The organism is Proteus faecis (assembly GCF_030286765.1).
Taxonomy (GTDB): domain Bacteria; phylum Pseudomonadota; class Gammaproteobacteria; order Enterobacterales; family Enterobacteriaceae; genus Proteus; species Proteus faecis.
Genome location: NZ_JASVWV010000001.1, coordinates 552,539 through 578,939, shown reverse-complemented (window position 1 = coordinate 578,939; position 26,401 = coordinate 552,539). Strand labels below are relative to the sequence as shown.

The window sequence follows — 26,401 nt, the reverse complement described above, 5'->3', positions numbered from 1 at the left end:
CTATGAGTGATTTTACCCAGACCGTTCCTGAGTTAGTGTCTTGGGCGAGAAAAAATGATTTTTCAATCTCACTGCCACCAGAAAGATTAGCTTTTTTGATGGCCGTCGCTGTATTAAACAGCGAGCGCCTTGATGGCGAAATTAGTGAAGGGGAGTTAATTGATGCCTTTAGAGAAGTGTGCAAAGGTTTCGAACAACCCGCAGAATCAATACAAGTTCGCGCGAATAATGCCATTAATGACATGGTAAAGCAGCGACTTTTTAACCGTTTTACCAGTGAGTTGGTAGAAGGTAATGCAATATACCGCTTAACCCCGTTGGGCATTGGAATTAGTGATTACTATATTCGCCAACGTGAATTTTCATCATTGCGCTTATCTATGCAACTTTCTATTGTGGCGGGTGAGCTTGATTCTGCTGCTAGCTCTGCTGAAGACGGTGGTGATGAATATCATTGGCATCGTAATGTTTTTGCGCCCCTAAAATATTCTGTGGCGGAAATTTTCGATAGCATTGATTTATCTCAGCGAATTATGGATGAGCAGCAAAATACAGTAAAAGAAGATATTGCAGCGCTATTAAACCAAGATTGGCAAGCGGCTATTTCAAGTTGTGAACAGTTGCTATCTGAAACATCAGGTACATTAAGAGAGTTACAAGATACGCTTGAAGCAGCCGGCGACAAACTTCAAGCTAATCTTTTACGTATTCAAGAAGCAAACATGAATACAGGCCATGTTGAGCAAATAGATACATTAGTATTTGAACTTCAAAGTAAGTTAGACCGCATTATTAGTTGGGGTCAGCAATCTATTGATTTATGGATTGGATACGATAGACATGTCCATAAATTTATTCGTACCGCGATTGATATGGATAAAAACCGTATTTTTTCTCGCCGCTTACGTCAATCCGTACAAAACTATTTCGACAGCCCATGGGCATTAACTTACGCTAATGCTGATCGGCTGTTTGATATGCGTGATGAAGAACTGGTTCTACGTGATGAAGAAGTCACGGGTGAGTTGCCCGAAGAGCTTGAATATCAAATGTTCAGTGAAGTGAATGAACAGATAGCACAATGGGTAGAACAAGAACTTGTTTCTTACAAATTAGAACAACGAGCATTAGATCTCAGCTCAGTATTAGTAGAATACCTTAATCGTTATCCGCAACAGAAACATTTTGATGTTGCACGTATTGTTATTGATCAAGCCGTACGATTAGGTGTAGCGAAAGCTGAGCTCGCAGGATTGCCTGCAAAATGGTCAGAAATTAACGAATATGGAGCTAAGGTACAAGCGCATGTCATCGATACATACTGAACAATTTATGCCAGCAAAACTGGCGCAGGCATTAGCGAACTCACTTTTTCCTGAACTGGATAGCCAGTTACGTGCAGGTCGACATATCGGTATAGACTCTCTGGATAATCATGCTTTTTTGATGGACTTTCAAGATGAGTTATCAGACTTTTATGCACGTTATAACGTTGAATTAATTCGAGCGCCGGAAGGTTTCTTCTATTTGCGACCTCGTTCAACCACGCTTATTCCACGCTCAGTTCTCTCTGAGATGGATATGTTGGTGGGGAAAATACTTTGTTATCTCTATCTTAGCCCTGAACGATTAGCGAATCAGGGAATATTCACCGTTCAAGAGCTGTTCGATGAATTAAGAACATTAGCAGATGAAAGCAAACTTTTACGTTTAGTGAATCAACGTTCAACAGGTTCTGATCTTGATTTGCAAAAATTACAAGAAAAAATGAGGACTTCTTTAAATCGTTTACGTCGTTTAGGGATGATTTCATTTTTATTAAATGATATGCAACGTTTTTCAATTACTGAATCTGTTTTCCGTTTTGGGGCTGATGTACGCAGTGGTGATGATCCTATCGAAGCTCAAATGAGAATGATCCGTGATGGTGAAGCAATGGCGCTTGAAAGCGGTTCAGAAGCACTAAACGATGAAGAAAATGAAGATGAGCAGTTACAATCCAGTGAAGATGATGCGGAGGAAGAAAATAAATGATTGAACGGGGAAAATTTCGCTCATTAACACTTATCAACTGGAATGGGTTCTTTGCTCGTACTTTTGATTTAGATGAGTTGGTGACTACGTTATCAGGTGGTAATGGTGCGGGTAAATCAACCACTATGGCTGCATTTATCACAGCTATGATCCCTGATCTTACTTTACTTCATTTTCGTAATACCACAGAAGCAGGATCGACAAGCGGATCTCGTGATAAAGGGTTGTACGGGAAATTGCGTCCTGGTGTGTGTTATGCCGTATTAGATGTGATCAACTCGCGTCACTTACGTGCTGTGGTCGGTGTTCGTTTACAGCAGATTGCAGGGCGTGATAAGAAAGTTGATATCAAACCCTTTATGATCCAAGGGTTGCCAATGGCGGAAAATCCAACGGAAATTTTGACGCAAGCTGTTGCAGATCGCCAAGCTCGAGTACTCCCTTTAAATGAGTTAAAAGAGAAAGTTGAAGCGATTGATGGCGTTGTTTTTAGACAATTTAATTCTATCACTGATTTCCATGCTGTAATGTTTGACTTGGGTGTTATTCCTAAACGTTTACGTTCAGCCAGTGATCGCGCAAAATTCTATCGTTTAATTGAAGCCTCATTATATGGCGGTATCTCAAGTGCGATTACTCGCTCTTTACGTGATTATTTATTACCTGAAAATAGTGGTGTAAGAAAAGCGTTCCAAGATATGGAAGGCGCATTACGTGAAAATCGCATGACACTTGAAGCGATTCGCGTCACACAATCCGATCGTGATTTATTTAAACACCTGATCACAGAAGCTACGTCTTATGTTGCTGCGGATTATATGCGTCATGCTAATGAAAGACGCGTTCATCTTGATGAAGCTTTAACTGTACGTCGTGAATTATGGAGTCAGCGTAAATCCATTAATAACGAAGCATATCGTTTTATTGAAATGGGTAAAGAATTAGAAGAACAACAAGCGCTTTCTTCTGATCTTGAAGCTGACTATCAAGCAGCAAGTGATCGATTAAACCTAGTACAAAATGCCGTTCGTCAACAAGAAAAAATTGACCGTTATGTCGCTGATGTCGAAGAGATCACTTTCCGTTTAGAAGAACAAAGTGAAGTCGTTGAAGAAGCTGCATCTAAGAAAGAAGAGCTTGAAGCTCGCGTAGAGTCAGCCGAAGAAGAAGTTGATGAGCTGAAGAATCAGCTAGCAGATTATCAGCAGGCTTTAGATGTACAACAAACACGTGCAATTCAATATCGTCAAGCAGTGCAGGCTTTAGAGCGAGCAAAAGCACAATGTGGTATTGCTGATTTAGATGAAACTAATGCAGAACAATGGGCTGAACGTATTCAAGCAAAAATTCAAACCATTACTCATTCTTTGCTCTCTATGGAGCAGAAACTCAATGTTTCTGAAGCAGCTAAAACGCAATTTGATCAAGCTTATAAATTGGTAAGTTCGATTGTCGGTGAGGTTGAACGCCAAAATGCATGGGAAGCAGCAAAAACGGCATTACGTGAATGGTCTTCGCATCGACATCAAGCGGATAGGGTTCATCCTATTCGTATGCAGTTAGCTGAGTTAGAACAGCGTTTACATCAACGAAATACTGCTGAACGTCAACTTGAAGAGTTTAATAAACATCATGGTAAGTCGATGGAGCCTGATGATTTGTTAATTCTTCAAGATGAATTAGAAGCAAAAATTGAAGAACTTAGCGATTACGTTAATGAATCTGGCGAACAGCGTATGCAGATGCGCCAAGAGTTAGACCAACTTAAACAACAAATTGAAAAGCTGAAAAAACAAGCGCCAGCATGGCTTGCAGCTCAAGATGCGTTAACACAATTATGTGAGCAGACTCGTCAATCTTTTGATACGGGTCATCAAGTAACAGAATATATGCAACAGTTACTTGAAAAAGAGCGCGAAGCAACGGTATTACGTGATGAAACTGCAACTCGTAAACAACAGATTGAAGCGCAAATTGAACGTTTAAGTCAGCCAAGTGGTGCTGAAGATGGGCGATTAATTACGTTAGCTGAACGTTTTAATGGTGTTTTATTATCAGAAATTTATGATGATATTACCTTAGACGATGCGCCTTATTTCTCTGCATTATATGGCCCTGCACGTCATGCGATTGTTGTACAAGATCTATCTCAAATTCAGGAGCAGTTAGAAACATTAGAAGATTGCCCTGAAGATCTCTATTTTATCGAAGGCGACCCACAATCTTTCGATGACAGTGTATTTAATGCACAAGAGATGGATAAAGCTGTTCTTATTAAGAGTTCAGATAGACAATGGCGTTATTCTCGCTACCCTGAAATTCCACTGTTTGGTCGAGCTGCGCGTGAAAATCAATTAGAAATTTTGTCGCGTCAGCGAGATGAGCTTTCTGAGCTTTATGCAACACAAGCTTTTGATGTACAGAAGATCCAACGTGCTCACCATGCTTTTAGTCAGTTTGTCGGACAACACATTTCTGTCGCTTTTGAGGCTGATCCTGAAGAAGATATTCGCCAGCTTAATCAACGACGTAACGAGCTAGAAAGAGCATTAGCACAATACGAAGAGAGTACTCAGCAACAGCGTCAACATTATTCACGAGCTAAAGAATCGCTAAATCTTCTTAATAAACTTATTCCTCAAGTTAATATCTTGATGGATGAAACTCTGATTGATCGCGTTGAAGAGTTACGCGAAGAGCTGTATGCCGCTGAAGAATCAATGCGTCATTTACAGCGTCACGAAAAAGCATTAGCAACATTAGAGCCGATTGCTTCTATCTTGCAAAGTGATCCACAAGCACATGAACAATTAGCGCAAGATTACGAGCAGGCAAAAGCAGAGCAGCAACGTTATCAGCAGCAGGCTTTCTTGCTGGTGGAAGTGGTACAGCGTCGCCCACACTTTAGTTATAGTGATGCCGTTGAGATTGTCAGTGAAAATAGTGATCTTAATGAGAAGCTACGTCACCGCTTAGAGATGGCAGAAACAGAGCGCGCTACGGCAAGAGAACTTTATCGTCAGCAACAAGCACAATGCGCTCAATTTAATCAAGTGCTTGCCTCATTAAAAAGTTCCTTCGACACGAAATCGGAATTGCTCAGAGAACTTGAGCAAGAGATGCGTGATACAGGGATCCATATCGATATTGGCGCAGAAGCAAGAGCTAAAGAGCTTCGCGATCAACGCTATTCAGCGGTAAGTGAAAACCGCTCGCGTATTAGTCAACTTGAGCGAGATATCGCACTGAGTGAAGCTGAGCGAGATAACCTAACCAAGAAAATTCGTAAACTTGAACGTGACTACATTCAAATTCGTGATCATGTTGTAAGTGCAAAAGCGGGTTGGTGCGCTGTTATGCGATTGGTGAAAGAAAATGGTATGGAACGTCGTTTACATCGACGAGATTTTGCTTACCTTTCTGCTGATGAACTACGTTCAATGTCGGATAAAGCGTTAGGTGCTTTACGCCAAGCGGTTGCAGATAATGAATATTTACGTGATGCGTTACGTCGTTCAGAAGATGCGAAATATCCTGATCGTAAAGTTCAGTTCTTTATTGCGGTATACCAGCATTTAAGAGAGCGTATTCGTCAAGACATCATTAAAACCGATGATCCAGTTGATGCAATTGAACAAATGGAAATCGAACTTGCTCGCTTAACAGAAGAGTTAACTAGCCGTGAGCAAAAATTAGCGATTAGTTCACGAAGTGTTGCGAATATTATTCGTAAAACTATTCAGCGAGAACAAAACCGTATTCGTATGTTAAACCAAGGTTTGCAAGCGGTTTCATTTGGACAGGTGCGAGGTGTCCGACTCAACGTTAATATTCGTGAAAGTCATCAAGTATTATTGGATGTGTTATCTGAAGAAGATAGCCAGTATCAAGATCTATTTAAAAACCAAAATCTGACTTTCTCCGAAGCAATGGCGAAACTTTATCAGCGTTTGAATCCTCAAGTGGATATTGGTCAACGTATGCCACAAACCGTGGGTGAAGAGCTGTTAGATTACCGTAATTACCTTGAAATGGATGTTGAAGTTAATCGTGGGCCAGAAGGTTGGTTAAAAGCGGAAAGTGGTGCTTTATCAACAGGTGAAGCGATTGGTACGGGGATGTCAATTCTGGTGATGGTTGTACAAAGCTGGGAAGAAGAATCACGACGCTTAAGAGGAAAAGATATTTCTCCTTGTCGTTTACTCTTCCTTGATGAAGCCGCACGTTTGGATGCGAAATCTATTGCGACGTTATTTGAGCTTTGCGAGCGTCTTGATATGCAGTTAATTATTGCGGCACCAGAAAATATCAGCCCAGAAAAAGGGACAACTTATAAACTAGTGCGTAAAGTGTTCAATGGTACCGAGCATGTACATGTGGTTGGATTAAAAGGTTTTGGTCAACAGGCTGAAAAAGATAAAATTGCATCATCAAATGTTGCTGAAATAACAGAATAATTTTATTCGATTATTAGCCTTAAGAGGGCAAGAATAAGGCACTACGGGTTTATGCTCATAGTGCCTTATTCTTTTAAAGTGTTACACAGATCAAAAAATGAAAGTAAATTAACAAAAAAATGAAATCTTAAATGGTATAACGTGCGCCATATCTCATTTAAATGTAATCATGATGTTTATGATCGCATCCGTATGTGATTACTATAAAAATTTAAAGGAAAGAGAATGCGTAAAGTCACGTTAGCTTTTAGTGCAATTGCTTTAGCGTTAAGTTTAAATGGCGCGGCAATGGCAAAAGTTCATATGCCAGAAGTTGTTAGCCCAGGCGTTACCGTCGCACAACTCGCTCAACAACAACCAATTCATTGGGTTTCTGTTGCAGATATTGAAAAAAGCCTTGCAGGTCAAGCACCGATGGCCGTTGGTTTTGATATTGATGACACCGTTCTGTTCTCAAGCCCAGGTTTCTATCGTGGTAAATTGGAATACTCTCCAAACGATTTTAGCTACCTGAAAAATCCAGAATTCTGGGAAAAAATGAATAACGAGTGGGATAAATTCAGTATGCCTAAACAAGTCGGTATCGATCTTGTTCAGATGCACTTAAAACGTGGAGATACTGTTTATTTCATTACTGGTCGTACTCAAACTAAAACTGAGACAGTGACCAAATATGTACAAGAAGGCTTAAATATTCCTGCTGATAAAATGCAGCCTGTTATTTTTGCGGGTGACCAGCCTGGCGCAAATAACAAAGTAAGCTGGATGCGTGATCACAAACTGAAAATTTACTATGGTGATGCTGATGCTGATATCGCAGCAGCAGATGAACTGAACATCCGTGGTATCCGTATTCTGCGTGCTGCTAACTCTTCTTATCAACCACTGCCAAAAGCAGGTCAGTTTGGTGAAGAAGTCGTTATCAATTCAGAGTTTTAATCTTTCCCCTTTGTTTACCTCTATTTGTAAGGCGTAGGAAACTGCGCCTTTTTCTATTTTAAAATATCTTTTATTAAAATAATTTTATTTATCTCTTCACAACTCTTTATTATTTTTTGAAAGCTTATTTTTAATTTGTCTGTTTTTTGTTCTTTTATTGCACCTTTATTTAAATAATATATTTGAATATAAAAATAGCTAAATAGTCTTTTTTTGATTGAAAAAAACTAAATTTCTATCAAGGGCTTACAAAACGTTAAAAATATTAGTTTATTCCTATAAAACTCTTTGCCTAGCTCATCTAATATTCTAGGATACCAAAATAATAATAAGGAATGAGGGTAGAGGAATTATGGCGCATCAACCAATTAAAAGAGCAATCGCATATTCAGTTGTTATAGGAACACTCCTTTCTGGGCATTATGCAATAGCGACAGAAACAGAGTCGGTGACTTTATCAGCGCCCGAAACAGAAAACACGGCGTTAGTTCCTGTGAATAACGAAGCTATGCCAGCACCTGCAATTGTGGTTATGAATGCCCCACAATTGACTGAGTTAGCAGTAAGAACAAAACTGCAATCATGGCTTCCTATAGGTTACAAACCTTCATATTTAACTCAGCTTGTGAAAATGTACCAAGCGAATAATCTGGCATTAATTTGGCAAGATGAAAAAATAGTACAGCAATTACAGCAACAAATAGCAGAAGTGGCTATTTCAGGCATTCAGCCTCAGTTTGGACAATGGTTAACACAATTAGAAACACCTGAATTAACTAAAGAAGGGCGTGATATTATTTTATCAGATGCTTTTTTAGGTTATATCAGTTTTGTTGAGCAAGTAAATAAATCCGGCGCATCTTTACTGTATCGCAGTGCAACACAAGGATTATCCGCTCCCTCCGATAATTCAGTAATTGAGCTACAACAAAATATTCAAAATAACACGTTAGGTAGCTTTGTTATTTCTTATGCACCATCTCACCCTTATTACGCTTTAATGAAAGAGGAAGTGCGAAAGCAATTACATAGTTCTGTTGTTTGGCCAGAAATGAAAGGAACGACATCATTAAAGCCAAATCAATCATCACAAGAAGTTGTACCGCTGAGACAGATTTTACGTAATTTAAAATTAATTCCTGAGTTGGCAACGAACGAGCAAGAAATTGCGACAACCGTTTATGATGCGTCTTTAGTTGCAGCTGTTAAATTATTTCAAACTGCTCATGGGTTAGAGCCCGATGGTGTTATTGGGCGACAAACACGAGTATGGTTAAATATGACACCAGCACAACGTGCTAGCATTATGGCATTAAATATTCAGCGCCTTCGCCTGACGCCTGCTATTGGTGATACTGGAATTTGGGTTAATATTCCTGATTTCTCGCTCTATTTTTATGCTAATAACGAGCTTATTCTTGACTCAAAAGTCATTGTTGGTCGCCCTGATAGAAAAACACCGATTATGAGTAGTGCACTTAATAATGTCGTGGTTAATCCCCCTTGGAATGTACCAACAAGTATGACACGTAAAGACATTGTGCCTAGAGGTAAAGCAGACCCTAGTTACTTTAGTCGTAAGGGCTATACTATTTATTCAGGGTGGGGGAATGATGCTTATCCTATTAACCCTTACGATATTGATTGGCAAAATGTGAGTGCAAATAACTTTCCTTACCGAATTTGGCAGGCTCCTGGGCCAACAAACTCATTAGGTCGTTATAAATTTAATATGCCAAATTCAGATGCGATATATCTGCATGACACACCAAATCATTCACTATTTGCAAAAAATATGAGGGCAATCAGTTCTGGCTGTATTCGTGTTAATAAAGCCTCCGAACTTGCTTCAATTTTATTGGGCGATGCTGGATGGAAACAGGATAGAATTGATGCAGCATTAAAACGTGGTTCAACACAATATGCGCCAATTCCTGAACGTATTCCGGTTTATTTATATTATCAAACAGCATGGGTCGCTCAGGAAAATGCACCTCAATATCGTGCAGATATTTATGGTTATGATAAAAGCATTTCAAATGCAGAGCCGTATTTAGAGAGTATTAAGAAATATTTGTAATATAAATAAATAGACGTTGAATAAAGGATGGATATATTGCCCATCCTTTTTTATATATCAATCAATAAGATAAATGTAAAAATTATGTTCTATAATAAAAGTATGAAAAAATTATAATTTATAAAATACTTTTAAAAATTCCAATAAAATTATAATGATAAAAAGAGTATTTAGTATAAATAACTAAATTAATAAGATTTGAAATGTTGATAAATTGAAACGAAGTGTTATTTACAATACTATACAAACCATAAGAAACAATTCAGGAAAAATATTGTCATAATAAAGGTTCTTCCTCCTGAAATAATTTGTTGAGTGCATATACTATGGATATTATTGATTCACATCGCCGTAAGTGGCTGGGGCTTGGTATGGCCGCAGTGGGGTTAGGGTTATTGCCTTCTCATGCATTTGCTTCATTAGCAACACCTCGTCCAAAAATCCTTCGCTTTAATAATTTAAATACTGGTGAAACTATTAAAGCCGAGTTTTTTGATGGAAAACGCTATAATAAACATGAGCTTGCCAAATTAAATCATCTTTTTAGAGATTATCGTCAAAATAAAATTAAAACGATTGATCCCGCACTATTTGACCAAATCTACTTATTGCAAGTGATGCTTAATAATAATAAGCCTGTTGAACTTATTTCAGGTTATCGCTCTTTAGCGACCAATAATAATCTACGTCATAGTAGTAGTGGAGTGGCAAAGAAGAGCTATCACACGCGTGGGCAAGCAATGGATTTTCGTTTAGTCGGCACTGAGCTTTCTAAAGTGCGCCAGGTTGCATTAAGAATGAAAGCAGGTGGTGTAGGTTATTATCCTAGAAGTAATTTTGTGCATATTGATACAGGACCGGTTCGCTCATGGTAATCTATTGAGAATTAGATAAATAGAGAGTGGAGTGATTCATGATGTATCACATTGTACCTGTGACAAACTATATGCAAAATTGCACCCTTATTTGGTGTGATGAAACGAAGGAAGCCGCAATTGTTGATCCCGGCGGTGATGTTGAAACGTTAATTGCAGAAATAGAAGAACGCCAATTAACATTGACCAAAGTATTATTAACACATGGGCACTTTGATCATATTGCAGGCACCTCACAAATTGTTGAGCACTTCAATGTTCCTGTTTATGGTCCTCATAAAGATGATAATTTCTTATTAGAAGAATTAGAACAACAGTGCCGTATGTTTAATTTTCCTTGTGGAAAGTCATTTACACCAGATAGTTGGTTAAATGAAGGTGATATCGTCACGATAGGTAAAACAATTTCGTTATCTGTATTACATTGCCCTGGCCACACACCGGGACATATTATTTTTGTGAACCATCAGAATAAAATTATCTCCATGGGAGATGTGTTATTCAAAGAAAGTATTGGTCGTACCGATTTTCCGCGTGGAAATTATGGCGATCTTATTGCTTCAATCAAAAATAAAGTTTTACCTTTAGGCGATGATTATCTGTTTATTCCGGGACACGGGCCGATGTCTAATTTAGGGCATGAACGCCAATATAATCCTTTTTTACAAGATGAGATGCCAATCTGGTGATCACACACTGATATAAATAAATGAAAGCTCTTTATTATAAAGAGCTTTTTTTTATGAATAAAAAAGTGTGGTTTATATTTCTTTTAAACCTATAAAAATGCCACGTTATTCGTAACGTGGCATTTATCTTAATTACCTTCTAAAAGGTAATTAGAGTACTGCAACAATGGCTTCGCACAATGGAACCATATTCTCAAGGGTTAAACCTGCAACGTTAATACGGCCGGAACCCACGATATAAATACCGTATTCAGCACGTAAACGCTCGACTTGCTCTTTATTTAAACCACTAAATGAGAACATACCATTTTGATCGATAATAAAGCTAAAGTCTTGTTTAGCGCCTTTTTCTTGTAGCGTAGTTACTAACAGCTGACGCATACGCTGAATACGTTCGCGCATGGTTGTTAGCTCTTCAATCCACTCTTCTTTTAACTCTGGGTTAGAAAGAATAGTCGTTACTACTGAAGCGCCATGTGCTGGTGGGTTTGAGTAGTTTGCACGGATTATAGCTTTTGCTTGGCTAAAGGCTTTTTCAGCGGTATCGCTGTCTTTGGTGACGATAGTACATGCACCTACACGTTCATTGTAAAGACCGAAGTTTTTAGAATATGAACTCGCAACAATAAGCTCAGGATTCTTTTCTGCAAAGAGACGTAAGCCTTGTGCATCTTCTTCTAGACCATGAGCAAAACCTTGGTATGCAAAGTCAAAAACAGGCAACCAGCCTTTTTCTGCTGATAATGTGGCTAGTTGGCGCCATTGCTCTTCTGTTGGATCAATACCACTTGGGTTATGACAGCAACCGTGGAATAGCACCACATCTCCAGCTTGTGCATTTGAAAGACTTGCTAACATGCCATCAAAATCTAACCCGTGATTTTCCGCATCATAATAATCATAATTACAGATCTCAAGACCTGCAGTTTGGAAAATATTATTATGGTTAGGCCAAGTTGGATTACTTATCCAGACGCGTTTTGCAGTGGTTTGCTGAGCAATAAAATCAGCAGCAATACGCAAAGCACCTGTACCACCAGGGGCTTGTGCTGTGCGTGCACGTTTTTCAGCGATAATAGGATGTTGTTCACCAAACAGAAGTGCTTGGGTCACATTGCCAAATTCAGGGATACCGCTAATAGGAAGGTAGTTTTTGGTGGTTTCGTTTTCTAATAAGTATTTTTCTGCTTTCTTAACTGTGGTTAAAACAGGTGTTTTACCTGTCTCATCCTTGTAAACACCAATTCCTAAATTAATTTTGTTTTCACGAGGATCAGAACGGAAACTATCAGCTAAACCTAGAATAGGATCGGCTGGTGCAGCAATGATTTTCTCAAACATAGTGTAATTGTTCCCTAAGCTCAAAACGAAGCCGAAATATGAGTATCAAGAGTAACGCCATGAGGCCTTTTTGCCAACTGTTTGTAGAGAAATTAACAAGAAGTTGTGAACTAAGTGAGAATAAATAGCAAAACAAGATGTAAATAAGTGAATATCCTGTGATTACATTAACATGTAAAAATAATCACTAAAAAGAGATAATTGTTTAGTGCGATAAACTTTTTGAAGTTGCTAAAAATAAAGAAAATGCGATATTTTTCAGTGAATAAATAAACAAATCTACTGCAAATGTAAAAATAAAGAGAAAGAAAACATTGAGAATAAGAAGAAAAAAGAGAGATAAATAACAAGAGAAAAGATTGGTAGTAGCAGTATAAATAAAAAAGCAACACCGAAGTGTTGCTTTTAAAATCAATTAACTTGACTGTTTAATTACCTAAGCGGTAATTAGAACTGATAAGTCAGACCTAAACCAACTACGTTGTCGTCGTTCAGACCTAAAGCATTATCAGATTTCAGCAGGTTGATTTTGTAATCAACAACTGCAGTCATGTTTTTGTTAAATTTGTAGAAAGAACCTACAGAAATATATTTAACTAAATCAGCATCAGAAACGCTTGAAGCACCGTTAGCATCTAAATCTTTACCTTTAGATTGAACATAACCTAAAGATGGTTTCAGACCTAAATCTTTAAAGTCATACTGTGCTGTTAACTCGATGTTTTGAGTTTTGTTAGCGATACCGTCTGTATAAGTAGTCATGTTACGGGTTTCACCGTACATAGCTGCTAAATAAACGTTGTTAGCTTCGAATTTACCACCGAAGTTCCATGCTTCTGCACGGCTACCGCGAGCTGTCGCGTTAATACCATCTTGTTGAGCAGAAGTACGAGCAGAGTTAGAATAACCACCACCCAGTGTTACGCCCCAGCCTAAGTTATAAGCTGTAGAGAAACCGAAACCGTCGCCATTAGCTTTTGAGCCTTGACGTGCATTATTGGTGTTTTCGTTGTTTTTGCCTTGATATTGCAGAGCAAAACCTAAACCATCAACATAACCGAACATATCAGTGTTACGGTAAGTTAGAACGTTGCTGGTACGGCCAGTCATGTAAACGTCAGTTTGTGACATTGAGTCGCCGCCCCATAAAGGCAGAACGTCTGTCCATGCGTTGGTGTCGTAAATTACACCGTAGTTACGACCGTAGTCCATTGAACCGTAGTCAGCAAATTTAAAACCAGCGTAAGCGAAACGAGTTTTCGCATTACCTTCGCTGCCTTCAGTATTGTTAGTTTTAACTTCGTATTCAAAACGACCAAAACCAACTAAATCTTTATTGATTTGAGTTTCGCCTTTGAAACCGATACGAGCACGAGAAGCGTCACCGCTTTCGCCTGAATCTTTATCAGCGAAGTAATGACGAACGTCAACTTTACCGTAGATGTCTACTTTGTTGCCGTCTTTGTTGTACATTTCAGCTGCGTTTGCTGCACCAGCAAACATTAAAGCTGGGATTACCACTGCAAGAAGATTGCGCTTCATCATTATTATTACCCTCATTGGTGTTATTCAGACACCTTTGCCACTGCCAGAAATAGTTTCTTAATTTTTATGGAACTATTTATGAGAGTTAAGTGTCGTCTGTGTCGGGTGACAGTGTTCCATTGGTAAAAAATTTTATCTACCCCCAATTTGCTACAAAAACGAAAAAAGTGTAACAAATTGTAACTATGTATTTCAAAGTGTGTATTTTGGGGAACTTTTGAATCAAATAATAGCCATGCATAAAAAAAGCCAACCTTGAGGTTGGCTTCTTGATTTAAGTAAAACGAGTACAATAAAACAGCAATGCAAATTTTTAGTTGAATACTAATTGATCACTAAATTAGAAATCTGCATTTCGTGGTGTACGAGGGAATGGAATAACTTCACGAACGTTTGAGACACCCGTCACATAAGCAACTAAACGTTCAAAGCCTAAACCAAATCCTGAGTGAGGTACGGTGCCATAGCGACGTAGGTCGCGATACCACCAGTAGTCTTCTTTGCTCATTCCCATTTCATCTAAACGTTTATCAAACATATCTAAACGCTCTTCACGTTGAGAACCACCGATAATTTCACCAATGCCTGGTGCTAACACGTCCATTGCTGCAACTGTTTTGCCATCTTCATTCATGCGCATATAGAATGCTTTGATGTCTTTCGGATAGTTTTTTACCACAACAGGTGCTTTAAAGTGTTTCTCTGCAAGATAACGCTCATGCTCAGAAGAGAGGTCAACACCCCAGTAAACTGGGTTTTCAAATTTCTCACCACAGTTTTCAAGCACAGTGACCGCATCGGTATAATCGATTTGAGCAAAGTCAGAGGTGATAAAGTTCTCTAAGCGTGTGATAGCGTCTTTATCGACACGTTGTGCAAAGAATTCCATATCATCTTTACGCTCTGCTAATACGGCTGCAAAGGTGTATTTCAGCATTTTTTCAGCAAGGGCTGCGATATCGTTAAGATCAGCAAATGCCACTTCAGGCTCTACCATCCAAAATTCAGCAAGATGACGACTGGTATTTGAGTTTTCAGCTCGGAATGTTGGGCCGAAAGTATACACTTTGCTTAATGCAGAGGCGTAAGTTTCACCATTTAGCTGACCAGAAACAGTTAAAAACGCTTCACGGCCAAAAAAGTCTTCACTGAAATCGACTTCGCCTTTATCTGTGCGTGGTAGATTGTTCATATCTAATGTAGAGACACGGAACATCTCACCTGCACCTTCTGTATCAGCCGCGGTAATTAGTGGCGTAGAAACCCAGAAGAAGCCTTGTTCATCGAAGAAACGATGTAGTGCTTGTGCTAATGTGTGACGAACACGCGCAACTGCACCAATTAAGTTAGTACGAGGACGAAGGTGAGCAACTTCACGTAGGTACTCAATACTATGACGTTTGGCGGCCATCGGATAAGTTTCCGGATCATCGACCATTCCTACCACAACAACCTGAGTGGCGTGAATTTCAAAGTTCTGTCCCTGGCCCGGAGATTCAACAATTTTACCGGTGACTTCCACAGAACAGCCTGTGGTTAAGTGCAGCACTTCATCTTGATAATTCGGTAAATTATTATTAATGATGGCCTGTACTGGATTAAAGCAGGAACCGTCATAGACGGTAAGAAATGAGATACCAGCTTTTGAATCTCTTCTTGTACGTACCCAACCGCGAACGGTGACGTCTTCGCCAACCGCGATACGGCCTTGCAGTACGTCGACTACAGGCGCAACGATCATAAATAAATCTCTCTTCGTTTAATTAAAATAATTGTTAGGTTAATTCATTCTGCCCCTGTCGGACAGTTTTTCTATGTTACTTGCAATAGCGCAGGAAACAAGTAGGAAATTTTAGTTTAAAGAGTCAATAAAGAAGAAAAAAGCTTTTGTATAAAATAAATTGATAAAAACAGGTGAAATATTGATAAAAGCAGGGGGTATGGCAAGTTATGGCAAAAGAAAGGGCAATTATTACCCTTTCTTTTATTAATGAAGATTTTTAGCTAATTAACAGGCTTGTTTAACAAGAGGAACATCAAAGGCTTTGCGTAGCTTGTCAACAAAGTCATTATCGTCACAAATTGTTTTACCTGGGCTATCTGATAATTTAGCTACTGGCTTACCATTACACTCCACCAGCTTAATCACAATATTAAGAGGCGTTATTTCAGGAATGTTACAAGTGAGTCGAGTACCAATACCAAAGATTAGACGAATACGCTTATGGAAATGCTTATAAAGTACAAGTGCTTTTTGAAAATCGAGGCTATCAGAAAAGACTAATACTTTACTCATTGGATCAATACCCAATTTTTCATAATGCGCGATCGCTTTTTCACCCCATTCAATGGGATCGCCAGAGTCGTGACGTAAACCTTGATAACTCTCTGCAAAGGTTTTATCAAAATCACGCAAAAACGCGTCCATTGTAATGCAATCTGTTAATGCAATGCCTAGTTGATCTGGATATTCGTCCAACCAAGATTGCAAAGCAGCACGCTGGCTGTTTGCCAGTTCTGGGCTAATCTGCTGATGAGCCTGAAACCATTCGTGAGCCTGTGTTCCTACTGGAGCTAAATGCATACGTTCAGCTAAATGATAGTTACTTGTACCAATAAGATAAGGGAAATGATTTTTCAGCTCATCCACAATGGCACACTGCACATCATAAGAAAAACGACGACGAGTACCAAAATCCATCAGTTTAAAATCAGCTAAGTCAATCTGTTGCTCAGCCGCATCACGGTAGAAGATATCAATTAATTTACGTAGCTGATTAACTGCATCATCAGGTGTGATTTGAGGAGAACGAGCACGATGTACAATTTCACTCACTAAAGCCAACAAAGGAACTTCCCATAGAATAACTTCGCGCCAAGGGCCTGTTATTCTGATTGACAGCTGGTTTTCAGGTGTTGTTGAAATTTGGACTTGTTCTGGTTTAAAGCGAAAACGCTTAAACCATTGCAGATAGTCATTTTTGAAAAAGGGGAGACTCTGAAGATAGTCAAACTCTTCATTCGTTAATGACAAGTCTGCCATCATATTAACTTGATGGCGTAAGGTTGTTGCATATTCACCTAGACGTTCATCACTCCGACAGCGGAACTCAGCAACGACAGGAATATCACTATAATGGTGGTAAACCGCTTGTTGCATGTGAAGCTTATATGCATCGGTATCCAACAGTGATGTAATAATCGGTGTAGCGTCTAAAATCATAGCGCGTCAAGCATCCTCACGGAGCGTTTTTATGTCTGCTAAATCGTTAAGGTTGGAGAGTATACCCGAATATGATGACAAAGCGTCACTATTCAATAATATTTCTCTGCAACATAAAAACAAGCTGTAAAACTTAGATGAGTTTACCACGTTAAACATAATTTGGGAGTATATTAGCATCATTTACCAAATAAATTGATTACATGAATTAATAAATAATTAACATTCTGTTGACTTTTAATGTTTTCAATTGAATATTCGACTGGCTAAACAGATTTTTGACGGGTAAGCTTTGGTAATATAACCGTTAAATAGTCGTGTTAACTAAAAGGTTTTTTCTATGACACAACAAAGAATCGCGAAATTTCGCAAAGATTATCGTGCCCCTGACTACACAATCACCGATTTACATCTTGATTTTATTTTAGATAAAGAAAATACCCAGGTTACAGCGATAAGCCAATGTAAACGCCTAAACTCAGATGCAACCGCATTAGTGTTAGATGGTGAAGAATTAACATTAAAATCAATTGCAGTGAATGATGTTGCTTGGACACACTATAAAGAAGAAAACGGCAAACTCATCATTGAACAACTACCAGCACAATTTACATTAAAAATTGTTAACAACATTAATCCATCGGCTAACACCGCATTAGAAGGGTTGTATGTTTCTGGTGATGCATTATGTACACAGTGTGAAGCTGAAGGTTTCCGCTATATTACCTACTATTTAGATAGACCTGATGTATTAGCTCGTTACACCACTACAATCACGGCAGACAAAAAACAGTATCCTTATTTACTGTCCAATGGTAACCGTATTGCACAAGGTGAATTGGAAGATGGTCGTCATTGGGTAACATGGGAAGATCCTCATCCAAAACCAAGCTATTTATTTGCTCTAGTCGCAGGTGATTTTGATGTATTACGAGATACTTTTATCACCAAAAGCGGTCGTGAAGTTGCTTTAGAGCTTTTTGTTGATAAAGGTAATTTAGATCGTGCAGATTGGGCAATGACATCATTGAAAAATGCGATGGCATGGGATCAATCTCGCTTTAATTTAGAATACGATCTCGATATCTATATGATAGTTGCTGTTGATTTCTTTAATATGGGGGCAATGGAGAATAAAGGGCTGAATATCTTTAACTCTAAATATGTGCTAGCGAAAAGTGAAACGGCAACTGACAAAGATTACTTAGGTATTGAGTCTGTTATTGGTCATGAATATTTCCATAACTGGACAGGTAATCGCATTACTTGCCGTGATTGGTTCCAGTTAAGTCTAAAAGAAGGTTTAACGGTTTTCCGTGATCAAGAATTTAGCTCTGACTTAGGCTCTCGCTCTGTTAATCGTATTAATAATGTACGAGTGATGCGTACTGCTCAGTTTGCAGAAGATGCAAGCCCAATGGCACATCCAATTCGTCCTGATAGTGTGATCGAAATGAACAACTTCTATACTTTAACAGTATATGAAAAAGGTTCTGAAGTGATCCGAATGATCCACACCTTGTTAGGTGAAGAGCAATTCCAAGCTGGCATTCAAATGTATATTCATCGTCACGACGGTAGTGCTGCAACTTGCGACGATTTTATTCAAGCAATGGAAGATGCTTCTAATGTTGATCTTACTTTATTCCGTCGTTGGTATAGTCAATCAGGTACTCCACAACTGACTGTTCGTGATAGTTATGATGCTAATAAAAAGCAATACACTTTAACTGTTAGTCAAATGACGCCACCGACAGCCGATCAAACTGAAAAGCTGCCATTACATATTCCATTAGATATTGAATTATACGATACCAAGGGTAATGTGATCCCTCTGCGTTCACAGGGCCAAACTATTTCTAATATATTGAATGTGGTACGTGAAGAGCAGCAGTTTGTTTTTGATGATGTGCCAGAACAACCGATCCCATCTTTATTACGTGAGTTCTCTGCGCCTGTAAAACTTGACTATCCATTTACGGATGAGCAACTCTCATTCTTAATGAAATACGCTCGTAATGCATTTTCACGTTGGGATGCAGCTCAAGCATTATTAGGTCGCTATATAAAAGAAAATGTTGCTCGAGTTCAAAAGGGTGAAACATGCATTTTGCCTGAGATGGTAGTTGATGCTTTCCGTGCAGTATTACTTGATAAAGATATCGATCCAGCATTAGCTGCACTTATTCTGACATTGCCAACAGATGTCGAAGCGGGTGAATTATTTAGTATTATTGATCCGATTGCTATCAATAAAGCACTTGGTTTTATTCGTAAGACACTAGCAACTGAAATGGCTGATGAATTCTCTGCTGTTTATCATTCAATGCATATCGGTGCTTATCGTGTTAATCATAATGATATTGCAAAACGTGATTTACGGAATGTTTGTTTAGCTTATTTAGCGGTTGAAAATGAGCAAACAGGTAATCAGCTTGTTGATGTGCAATATCACAATAGTGATAACATGACCGATGCGCTCGCTGCACTTAATGTTGCTGTAATGGCTCAGTTACCTTGTAAAGATACGTTATTACAAGAGTTTGATGACAAATGGCATCAAGATGGTTTAGTGATGGACAAATGGTTTAGTTTACAAGCTATGAGCCCAGCAAAAGAGGTGTTACAGAAAGTACGTAGCCTGTTATCTCATCGCTCGTTTACGCTTGCAAACCCTAATCGTACTCGTGCGTTAATTGGTGCATTTGTAAATAATAATCCAGTCGCTTTCCACGCTGAAGATGGTTCTGGTTACCTATTATTGACAGAAATTCTGACTGATCTAAATAGCCGTAACCCACAAGTTGCATCACGCCTTATTGAACCGTTTATTCGTTTAAAACGTTATGATGCAACGCGCCAAGAAAAAATGCGTGCAGAGTTATTAAAGCTGAAAGAACTTGAGAATTTATCAGGTGATTTATATGAGAAAATCACCAAGGCATTAGCTGATTAATATTACGTTTCATATCACTTTATGAGTGAGTAAATAATATAAAATTAGCAAGATAACTAGATCCCCAGCATAGTCTGGGGATTTTTTATGACAAATTATGAATTTGAAGCGTTTACTTTTCGTGTTTTTATCTATATGATGCACGACGCTTAAATTGTCGTAGACATATCATTCCTAATACCCGATATTCTCAATGGAGATCGTATGTATTATTCCTTAGTAAGGAAGGCATTGTTTCGGCTAGATCCTGAACGTGCCCATGATTTTACCTTCCGTCAGTTAAAACGTTTATCTCATTCCCCATTTCAATTTCTTATTCAGCAGTCACTTCCTTCCAAACCCGTTTCTTGTATGGGGCTCTCGTTTAAAAATCCACTTGGCCTTGCTGCCGGCCTTGATAAAAACGGTGATTGTATCGATGCATTGGGTGCAATGGGATTTGGTTTTATCGAAGTTGGTACAGTGACACCACGTCCTCAAGTGGGAAATGATAAACCTCGTTTATTTCGCTTAGTGGAAGCCGAAGGTTTGATTAACCGAATGGGTTTTAATAATCTTGGTGTTGATAACTTAATTGAAAATGTAAAACAATCTCGTTATGGTGGTGTACTGGGTATTAATATTGGTAAAAATAAAGATACCCCAGTAGAGCAAGGTAAAGATGATTATCTGATTTGTATGGAAAAAGTCTATGCTCATGCGGGTTATATCGCAATCAATATCTCATCACCAAATACCCCGGGTTTGCGTACACTACAATATGGTGAAGCATTAGACGATCTGCTATCAGCAATTAAAAATAAACAATTAGAGTTGCAGGGTAAATATCAAAAATATGTTCCCGTTGCTGTTAAAATTGCACCTGATTTAACCCATGAAGAATTAATCCAAGTTGCAGATAGCTTAGTCCGTCATCATATTGATGGTGTTATTGCGACAAATACTACATTAGATAAATCATTAGTCAGTGGATTAAATCATTGTAATGAAGCAGGGGGATTAAGTGGTCGCCCAGTACAATCAAAAAGTACACAAATAATTCGCCAATTAAATGAAGAATTAAAAGGTGCATTGCCTATTATTGGTGTTGGTGGAATTGATTCATTAACAGCAGCCAGAGAAAAAATGGATGCAGGTGCTTCTCTTATCCAAATCTATTCAGGATTCATTTATCAAGGTCCTGCTCTTATCAAATCTATAATTAATCACATCTAAATACATTTTATAATGAGTTAGGGGCTTTTCTTCTGTCCCTAACTCGTTTATATTGCCCCTAGTTGGTTATTTTTTATTAAATTGCACTGATTGTGCTTAATTAATAGTAAAATGAATCCTGTTTTTGTTAGGTGATATTAAATATTTTATTTATGTCATTTAATTTTGATTGTTTATCCGAGTATAAAACAGGAAATGAATCGAAGGGGGATTAATTAGTGATAATAAAACCCGATGATCGCTGGCGTTGGTATTTTGATGTTGAGCAACAAAAATTAATGCTTGATTTAGCAAATGGTATGGTTTTTCGTTCTCGCTTTCCAAGCAAAATGTTGAGTGAAAGTGCTCGACAATCAGCATCTTTTACCGTCGATGATGCAGCTCTTTATTACGGATATGATGAGCAAATTCGACAAATAGACATGCCATCAGAGTCAAGAGCTGAATTAGCGTTAAATGCATTAATAGCCCATCGCTTTTTAAAGCCACTGATGCCTAAGAGTTGGTATTTTGAAGTTAACAATAATCAAATCAACCCTTATTTATCTCAAGTGGTAGAAGTTTCATTAAAAGAAGAAGACGAAACCGCTCTTTTTTTAGTGACTGAAGTGGGGGCTCAAGCTTGTTTATGTTTATTAGCTCAACCTCAGTTAACATTATTTGATAGAACACTTAATTTTTGTGACCCAATAAAAATTATGAATGATAGGTTAAGCAATTACCATAAAGAGCCAGAATCAGGATCATTTTTGTACGAGAAAGTTATTTAACAAAAAGAGTTAAAAGGATTTACTCTTTTTATCGTCACTCATTATTTTTAATATCCTAAAAATAAATCTACTCTAAACAATACTACTTCAAATCAAATCTTCATCACTCTCTTTCTGTAACCTTCTTCTAAAAAATAAAATGGGTTTATTGATAGTTTATTTTGGGTTCTTAATAAGACAATTCTTATTAAATAAACTGTTTTATTTAAAATAAAAAAGAAGGTAAGGGTAAATTATCTTCTTTATGTCAAATGTGAGCTATGGATCTGGAGGTTTATAACACTCGTATCAAAAAACAGAATAGTCAAATAATGGTGTGTTGGTCATATTAGATCACTATCGTCATTGTATGATTGAATATAAAAAGGAATTTATATGAGTGAACGTGTCAAACCGATCGAGGTAATGAAGCGTAATATTTGCCCTGTATGTGCAAAAATAGATTGTATCTTTTTAACAAGAGATAAGCATTGCAAAGAGATGATGGAGCTTTCAGAGAAGGTAACACAGGTAAAGCAATAAAAATTTATACATAGCGCTAACTACCGTATGCGGGGATGATGAGTGGTAATGGGTAAGCATATATAATATTTGTTTATTTCATTTTAAATGTCTCTTAACAGAGGCTTTTTTATTGTGCCTGACCCGTCCTAGCAAGAAATGAGTTTAACTCACTCATCCCCAATAAAATCCTTTCCATTATCTTTATACTTAATAAGGTAATGCTTTTCTGGCAAATCGTAACGACTGACAATGCAATGAATATTGGGGAAGCTTACTTGGCCTAAGAATTCAATAAACTCAGTTATATATGAGTGAGGTACAATTAATCAATTTAATGTTTACCGATAACGATATATATCATACATAACTGTGTTTATATTGAGTTTTTTATTTAATTTATTTGTTCATATCAATTTGATTTTTATTTTCTATTAAGCGAAAGTTTCACATTACCACTAGGAACACAGCTACAGGCTAAGATTTTACCTGAGCGTTTAATTGCGCCAGCTTTTAATGCATTAACATCACCTTCATCTAATTGGATAACACAAGAGCCACAAAGGCCAGCTCGGCAACTATAAGGGATAGCATAGCCATTATTTTCAAGCTGTTCTAATAGCACTTCTTGATTATTGCCTTCAAAAACTTCACCATTAAACTCGATACTAACAGCTTGTTCTTGGGTATTTTTAACCATAGGTGTTGATTGTGTTTCAACAGGTGTTGTTACAAGATATTGTTTTGCTTTTTTATAAGCTAATACTTCAACAGTATCTCCCACACGAATAATACCCGTTTGACGGATGATGACATTTTGACCAAAATCGACATCACCTTTTTCATCGCTACGGAATGTTTGCAGTGTTGCGAGTGGTTCTGTGTTAGGATGTTTAACACCTTTATCAATACTAATTGTGGTCATGATGCAACGGCTACAAGGTTTCATCAGATCCATCACTACAGAGCCAATCCGAATAGTCTGCCAAGTATCTTCTTCAAAAGGCTTTGCACCTGTTATGAGGATATTACCTCGAAATTGTTCAATATTAATTGAAGCGGGGCAACGTTGCTGTAAGTATTGAAATGAGGCTTCATTAATTAATAAGTAAGGGTAACCATCAGCGAAAGAAACAGCGGTTTCTGGACTTTTTTTCACTCGGCGTGTCGATTTTTCGCCAGTCCAACGAAGTTGAACGGCCATTTTTAAATAACGACTGAACCACTGATTTATTTCATCTGGAGCCACATACGCGGTAAAATGGTTGCCCCAAACTTCTGTCGGTTGCAATGTGGTCTCAAAATCTTGATAGGTGATAGCAATACCTTCACCATCAGGTGCTTGAATATAGATACCATTTGCCATAACAGTGGGAATAAAACACAGCAAAGCGGGAAATTTTCGTGCCGTGATAAAAGTCCCTTCAGGGGTGGTTATCATAAAATCGCGATCAAACGTGAATCCGCTCTCGCGAGCAAATGCATGAGAAAGTCGAATTCCCTTCATTGATTTAACTGGGTGTATATAAAGGCGTGAAACGTTGATCATTAGTGCTCCCAAAAAGACATTATTATTTTTTTATAGCCAGTAACTTTATGACAACGTAATACAATTAGCTATAATGCCCAACAATTTTATTTTAGGTGGTAACAATATTATGCGTTCTCTGTTTGCCAGCACAGGCCGAGGTCTGGAAGAACTATTAAAATCTGAACTTGAACACCTTGGTGCTCAGGCTTGCCAGATAACTCAAGGCGGTGTTTATTTTCGTGCTGATGATAAAACCATGTATCAGTCTTTACTTTGGAGTCGTTTAGCGTCACGCATTATGTTGCCGTTAAATGAATTCAATGTTTATAGTGATCTAGACTTATATCTTGGTGTGCAGGCAATTGATTGGAGTGAAATTTTTACTGTTGATCAGACTTTTGCTATCCACTTTAACGGCACGAATGACATTATTCGTAACAGCCAATATGGTGCATTAAAAGCGAAAGATGCCATTGTTGACTCATTTCAACGTAAAATAGGGCAACGTCCAGATGTCGCTAAACAATCTCCTGATATCCGCTTAACTATCCACCTTCATAAAGAAAAAGCCTCTCTATCTTTAGACTTAAGTGGTGATGGTTTACATCAACGTGGTTACCGTGACTTAACGGGTCAAGCGCCTTTAAAAGAAAATTTAGCTGCTGCAATTATTATGCGTTCAGGCTGGAAACTCGATACACCATTAATCGATCCAATGTGTGGCTCCGGTACATTATTAATTGAAGCCGCCATGATGGCGACGGATTGTGCTCCCGCATTAAATCGTGTGCATTGGGGATTCCGTCATTGGTTAGGTCATGATGAAGCGCTATGGAAAGAAGTGACTCATGAAGCTTTTGCTCGTTTCCGTGAAGGTAAAAAGAATACCACTGCGCGTTTCTATGGTTTTGATGTTGATAAACGTGTATTGGATATGGCGAGAGCTAATGCCCGCAGAGCAGATGTTGCCGAACTGATCACGTTTGCTCATGGCGATGCCGCTAAACTGACAAATCCAGTCTCAACAGAAATAAAAGGGACAATTATCAGTAATCCACCTTATGGTGAGCGTTTAGAAAGTGAGCCAGCATTAATTGCATTACATAGCCAATTAGGAAGAGCGGTAAAAGCACATTTCCCAGGTTGGAGATTGTCACTGTTTAGTGCATCACCTGAATTGTTAAGTTGCATCCAATTGCGTGCTGAAAGAGAGTTCAAAGCAAAAAATGGTCCTCTTGACTGTGTACAAAAGAATTATTTACTTTCTGATACACCATCAACGATTAACACTGGGCTTGCGGAAGATTTTGCAAACCGTTTACGTAAAAATGAGAAAAAACTCGCGAAATGGGCAAAACAACAGCAAATTGAATGTTATCGCTTATACGATGCTGATTTACCTGAATATAATGTTGCTGTGGATCGCTATGGCGATAAAGTGGTTATTCAAGAGTATGCGCCACCGAAAACTGTTAATGAACACAAAGCCCGTCAGCGTTTATTCGATGTAATTAGCGCAACAATGGAAGTACTGGCATTACGTTCTGATCAACTGATTTTAAAAACACGCCAACGTCAAAAAGGCAAACAGCAGTATGAAAAAATGGCTGAAAAAGGTGATTTTTTCTTAGTTGACGAGTTTGGTGCAAAATTCTGGGTAAATTTAACTGATTATCTTGATACAGGGTTGTTCTTAGATCACCGTATTGCACGAAAAATGTTGGGTGAAATGAGCAATGGAAAAGACTTCTTAAATCTTTTTGCTTATACCGGTACGGCTTCTGTTCATGCAGGAATTGGTGGTGCAAAAAGCACAACAACAGTGGATATGTCACGCACTTATCTTGAATGGGCTGAGAAAAACTTCCAAGCAAATGGCCTATCAGGTAGACAACATCGTTTAATGCAAGCGGATTGTATTCAGTGGTTAATGCAGAGTAACGAACAATTTGATGTGATCTTTATCGATCCACCTACGTTTTCTAACTCAAAACGAATGGAAAACACCTTTGATGTACAGCGTGATCACATTGAACTAATGAAACATCTGAAACGTTTGTTGAGAAAAGGTGGAACTATTATGTTCTCAAATAATAAACGTGGATTCAAAATGGAACATGAAGAGTTAGCAAAAATTGGATTGCGTGCAAAAGAGATAACACAGAAAACATTATCACAAGATTTTGCTCGTAACCGCCAAATTCACAATTGCTGGCTGCTAACGCATGTTGGTGAGGAATAATTT

General features: G+C 38.2%; 17 protein-coding genes. 12 read left to right on the top strand and 5 right to left on the bottom strand.

The features are described from left to right. Nucleotides 1-2 precede the first annotated feature (2 nt). The 7 genes from mukF to QSH13_RS02795 all read left to right on the top strand — a co-directional run bounded on the left by mukF (nt 3) and on the right by QSH13_RS02795 (nt 11,074). A complete protein-coding gene (gene mukF / locus QSH13_RS02825; RefSeq protein WP_109398017.1) occupies nt 3-1,325 on the top strand; it encodes a chromosome partition protein MukF in 1,323 nt (440 codons plus the stop codon). Further along, on the top strand, nt 1,306-2,034 hold the full coding sequence (gene mukE, locus QSH13_RS02820; protein ID WP_006537402.1) for a chromosome partition protein MukE: 729 nt from the start codon (nt 1,306-1,308) through the stop codon (nt 2,032-2,034). Before mukF ends, mukE begins: the two co-directional genes overlap by 20 nt. Next, nucleotides 2,031-6,491, top strand: coding sequence for a chromosome partition protein MukB (gene mukB, locus QSH13_RS02815; protein ID WP_109406443.1), 4,461 nt, complete (start codon nt 2,031-2,033; stop codon nt 6,489-6,491). The genes mukE and mukB overlap by 4 nt, the downstream gene beginning before the upstream one ends. Nucleotides 6,492-6,716: 225 nt before the next feature. Beyond that, nucleotides 6,717-7,430: an acid phosphatase AphA gene (gene aphA / locus QSH13_RS02810; protein ID WP_286038808.1), complete on the top strand. Its 714-nt coding sequence runs from the start codon at nt 6,717-6,719 to the stop codon at nt 7,428-7,430. A 352-nt stretch (nt 7,431-7,782) separates the two neighbouring features. Continuing rightward, on the top strand, nt 7,783-9,510 hold the full coding sequence (gene ldtD, locus QSH13_RS02805; protein ID WP_286038807.1) for a L,D-transpeptidase: 1,728 nt from the start codon (nt 7,783-7,785) through the stop codon (nt 9,508-9,510). Between the two features lie 326 nt (nt 9,511-9,836). Continuing rightward, a complete protein-coding gene (mepK, locus tag QSH13_RS02800) occupies nt 9,837-10,385 on the top strand; it encodes a peptidoglycan L,D-endopeptidase MepK (protein ID WP_109398013.1) in 549 nt (182 codons plus the stop codon). A 38-nt stretch (nt 10,386-10,423) separates the two neighbouring features. Next, the gene (locus tag QSH13_RS02795) at nt 10,424-11,074 is read left to right on the top strand and encodes an MBL fold metallo-hydrolase (RefSeq protein ID WP_286038806.1); all 651 of its coding nucleotides are present in this window, start codon (nt 10,424-10,426) and stop codon (nt 11,072-11,074) included. Nucleotides 11,075-11,224: 150 nt separating this feature from the next. On the opposite strand, the gene QSH13_RS02790 is transcribed toward QSH13_RS02795, so the two are convergent. The 4 genes from QSH13_RS02790 to pncB all read right to left on the bottom strand — a co-directional run bounded on the left by QSH13_RS02790 (nt 11,225) and on the right by pncB (nt 17,183). After that, on the bottom strand, nt 11,225-12,415 hold the full coding sequence (locus QSH13_RS02790; protein WP_109398011.1) for an amino acid aminotransferase: 1,191 nt from the start codon (nt 12,413-12,415) through the stop codon (nt 11,225-11,227). Between the two features lie 447 nt (nt 12,416-12,862). Further along, nucleotides 12,863-13,960 (bottom strand): porin, encoded by a 1,098-nt coding sequence (locus tag QSH13_RS02785; protein WP_109398010.1) that lies wholly within the window; start codon nt 13,958-13,960, stop codon nt 12,863-12,865. A 340-nt stretch (nt 13,961-14,300) separates the two neighbouring features. Beyond that, entirely contained in the window at nt 14,301-15,701 is a 1,401-nt protein-coding gene (asnS, locus tag QSH13_RS02780) for an asparagine--tRNA ligase (protein WP_109398009.1), read from the bottom strand. Nucleotides 15,702-15,968: 267 nt separating this feature from the next. Further along, on the bottom strand, nt 15,969-17,183 hold the full coding sequence (gene pncB / locus QSH13_RS02775) for a nicotinate phosphoribosyltransferase (RefSeq protein WP_109398008.1): 1,215 nt from the start codon (nt 17,181-17,183) through the stop codon (nt 15,969-15,971). Between the two features lie 340 nt (nt 17,184-17,523). Between pncB and pepN the strand changes: the two genes are divergently transcribed. The 4 genes from pepN to QSH13_RS02755 all read left to right on the top strand — a co-directional run bounded on the left by pepN (nt 17,524) and on the right by QSH13_RS02755 (nt 22,646). Further along, a complete protein-coding gene (pepN, locus tag QSH13_RS02770) occupies nt 17,524-20,139 on the top strand; it encodes an aminopeptidase N (protein ID WP_286038805.1) in 2,616 nt (871 codons plus the stop codon). A 204-nt stretch (nt 20,140-20,343) separates the two neighbouring features. Beyond that, on the top strand, nt 20,344-21,354 hold the full coding sequence (gene pyrD, locus QSH13_RS02765) for a quinone-dependent dihydroorotate dehydrogenase (protein WP_109398006.1): 1,011 nt from the start codon (nt 20,344-20,346) through the stop codon (nt 21,352-21,354). A gap of 218 nt (nt 21,355-21,572) precedes the next feature. Beyond that, nucleotides 21,573-22,124 (top strand): cell division protein ZapC, encoded by a 552-nt coding sequence (locus tag QSH13_RS02760; RefSeq protein WP_109398005.1) that lies wholly within the window; start codon nt 21,573-21,575, stop codon nt 22,122-22,124. Nucleotides 22,125-22,499: 375 nt separating this feature from the next. Next, entirely contained in the window at nt 22,500-22,646 is a 147-nt protein-coding gene (locus QSH13_RS02755) for a hypothetical protein (RefSeq protein WP_286038804.1), read from the top strand. Nucleotides 22,647-23,049: 403 nt separating this feature from the next. On the opposite strand, the gene QSH13_RS02750 is transcribed toward QSH13_RS02755, so the two are convergent. Further along, nucleotides 23,050-24,174, bottom strand: a complete 1,125-nt coding sequence (locus tag QSH13_RS02750) for a YcbX family protein (protein ID WP_196544625.1) — start codon at nt 24,172-24,174, stop codon at nt 23,050-23,052. 109 nt (nt 24,175-24,283) lie between these two features. On the opposite strand from QSH13_RS02750, the gene rlmKL reads away from it, so the two are divergent. After that, complete coding sequence (gene rlmKL, locus QSH13_RS02745) at nt 24,284-26,398, top strand: bifunctional 23S rRNA (guanine(2069)-N(7))-methyltransferase RlmK/23S rRNA (guanine(2445)-N(2))-methyltransferase RlmL (RefSeq protein WP_109398003.1); 2,115 nt, start codon at nt 24,284-24,286, stop codon at nt 26,396-26,398. Nucleotides 26,399-26,401: the final 3 nt, after the last annotated feature.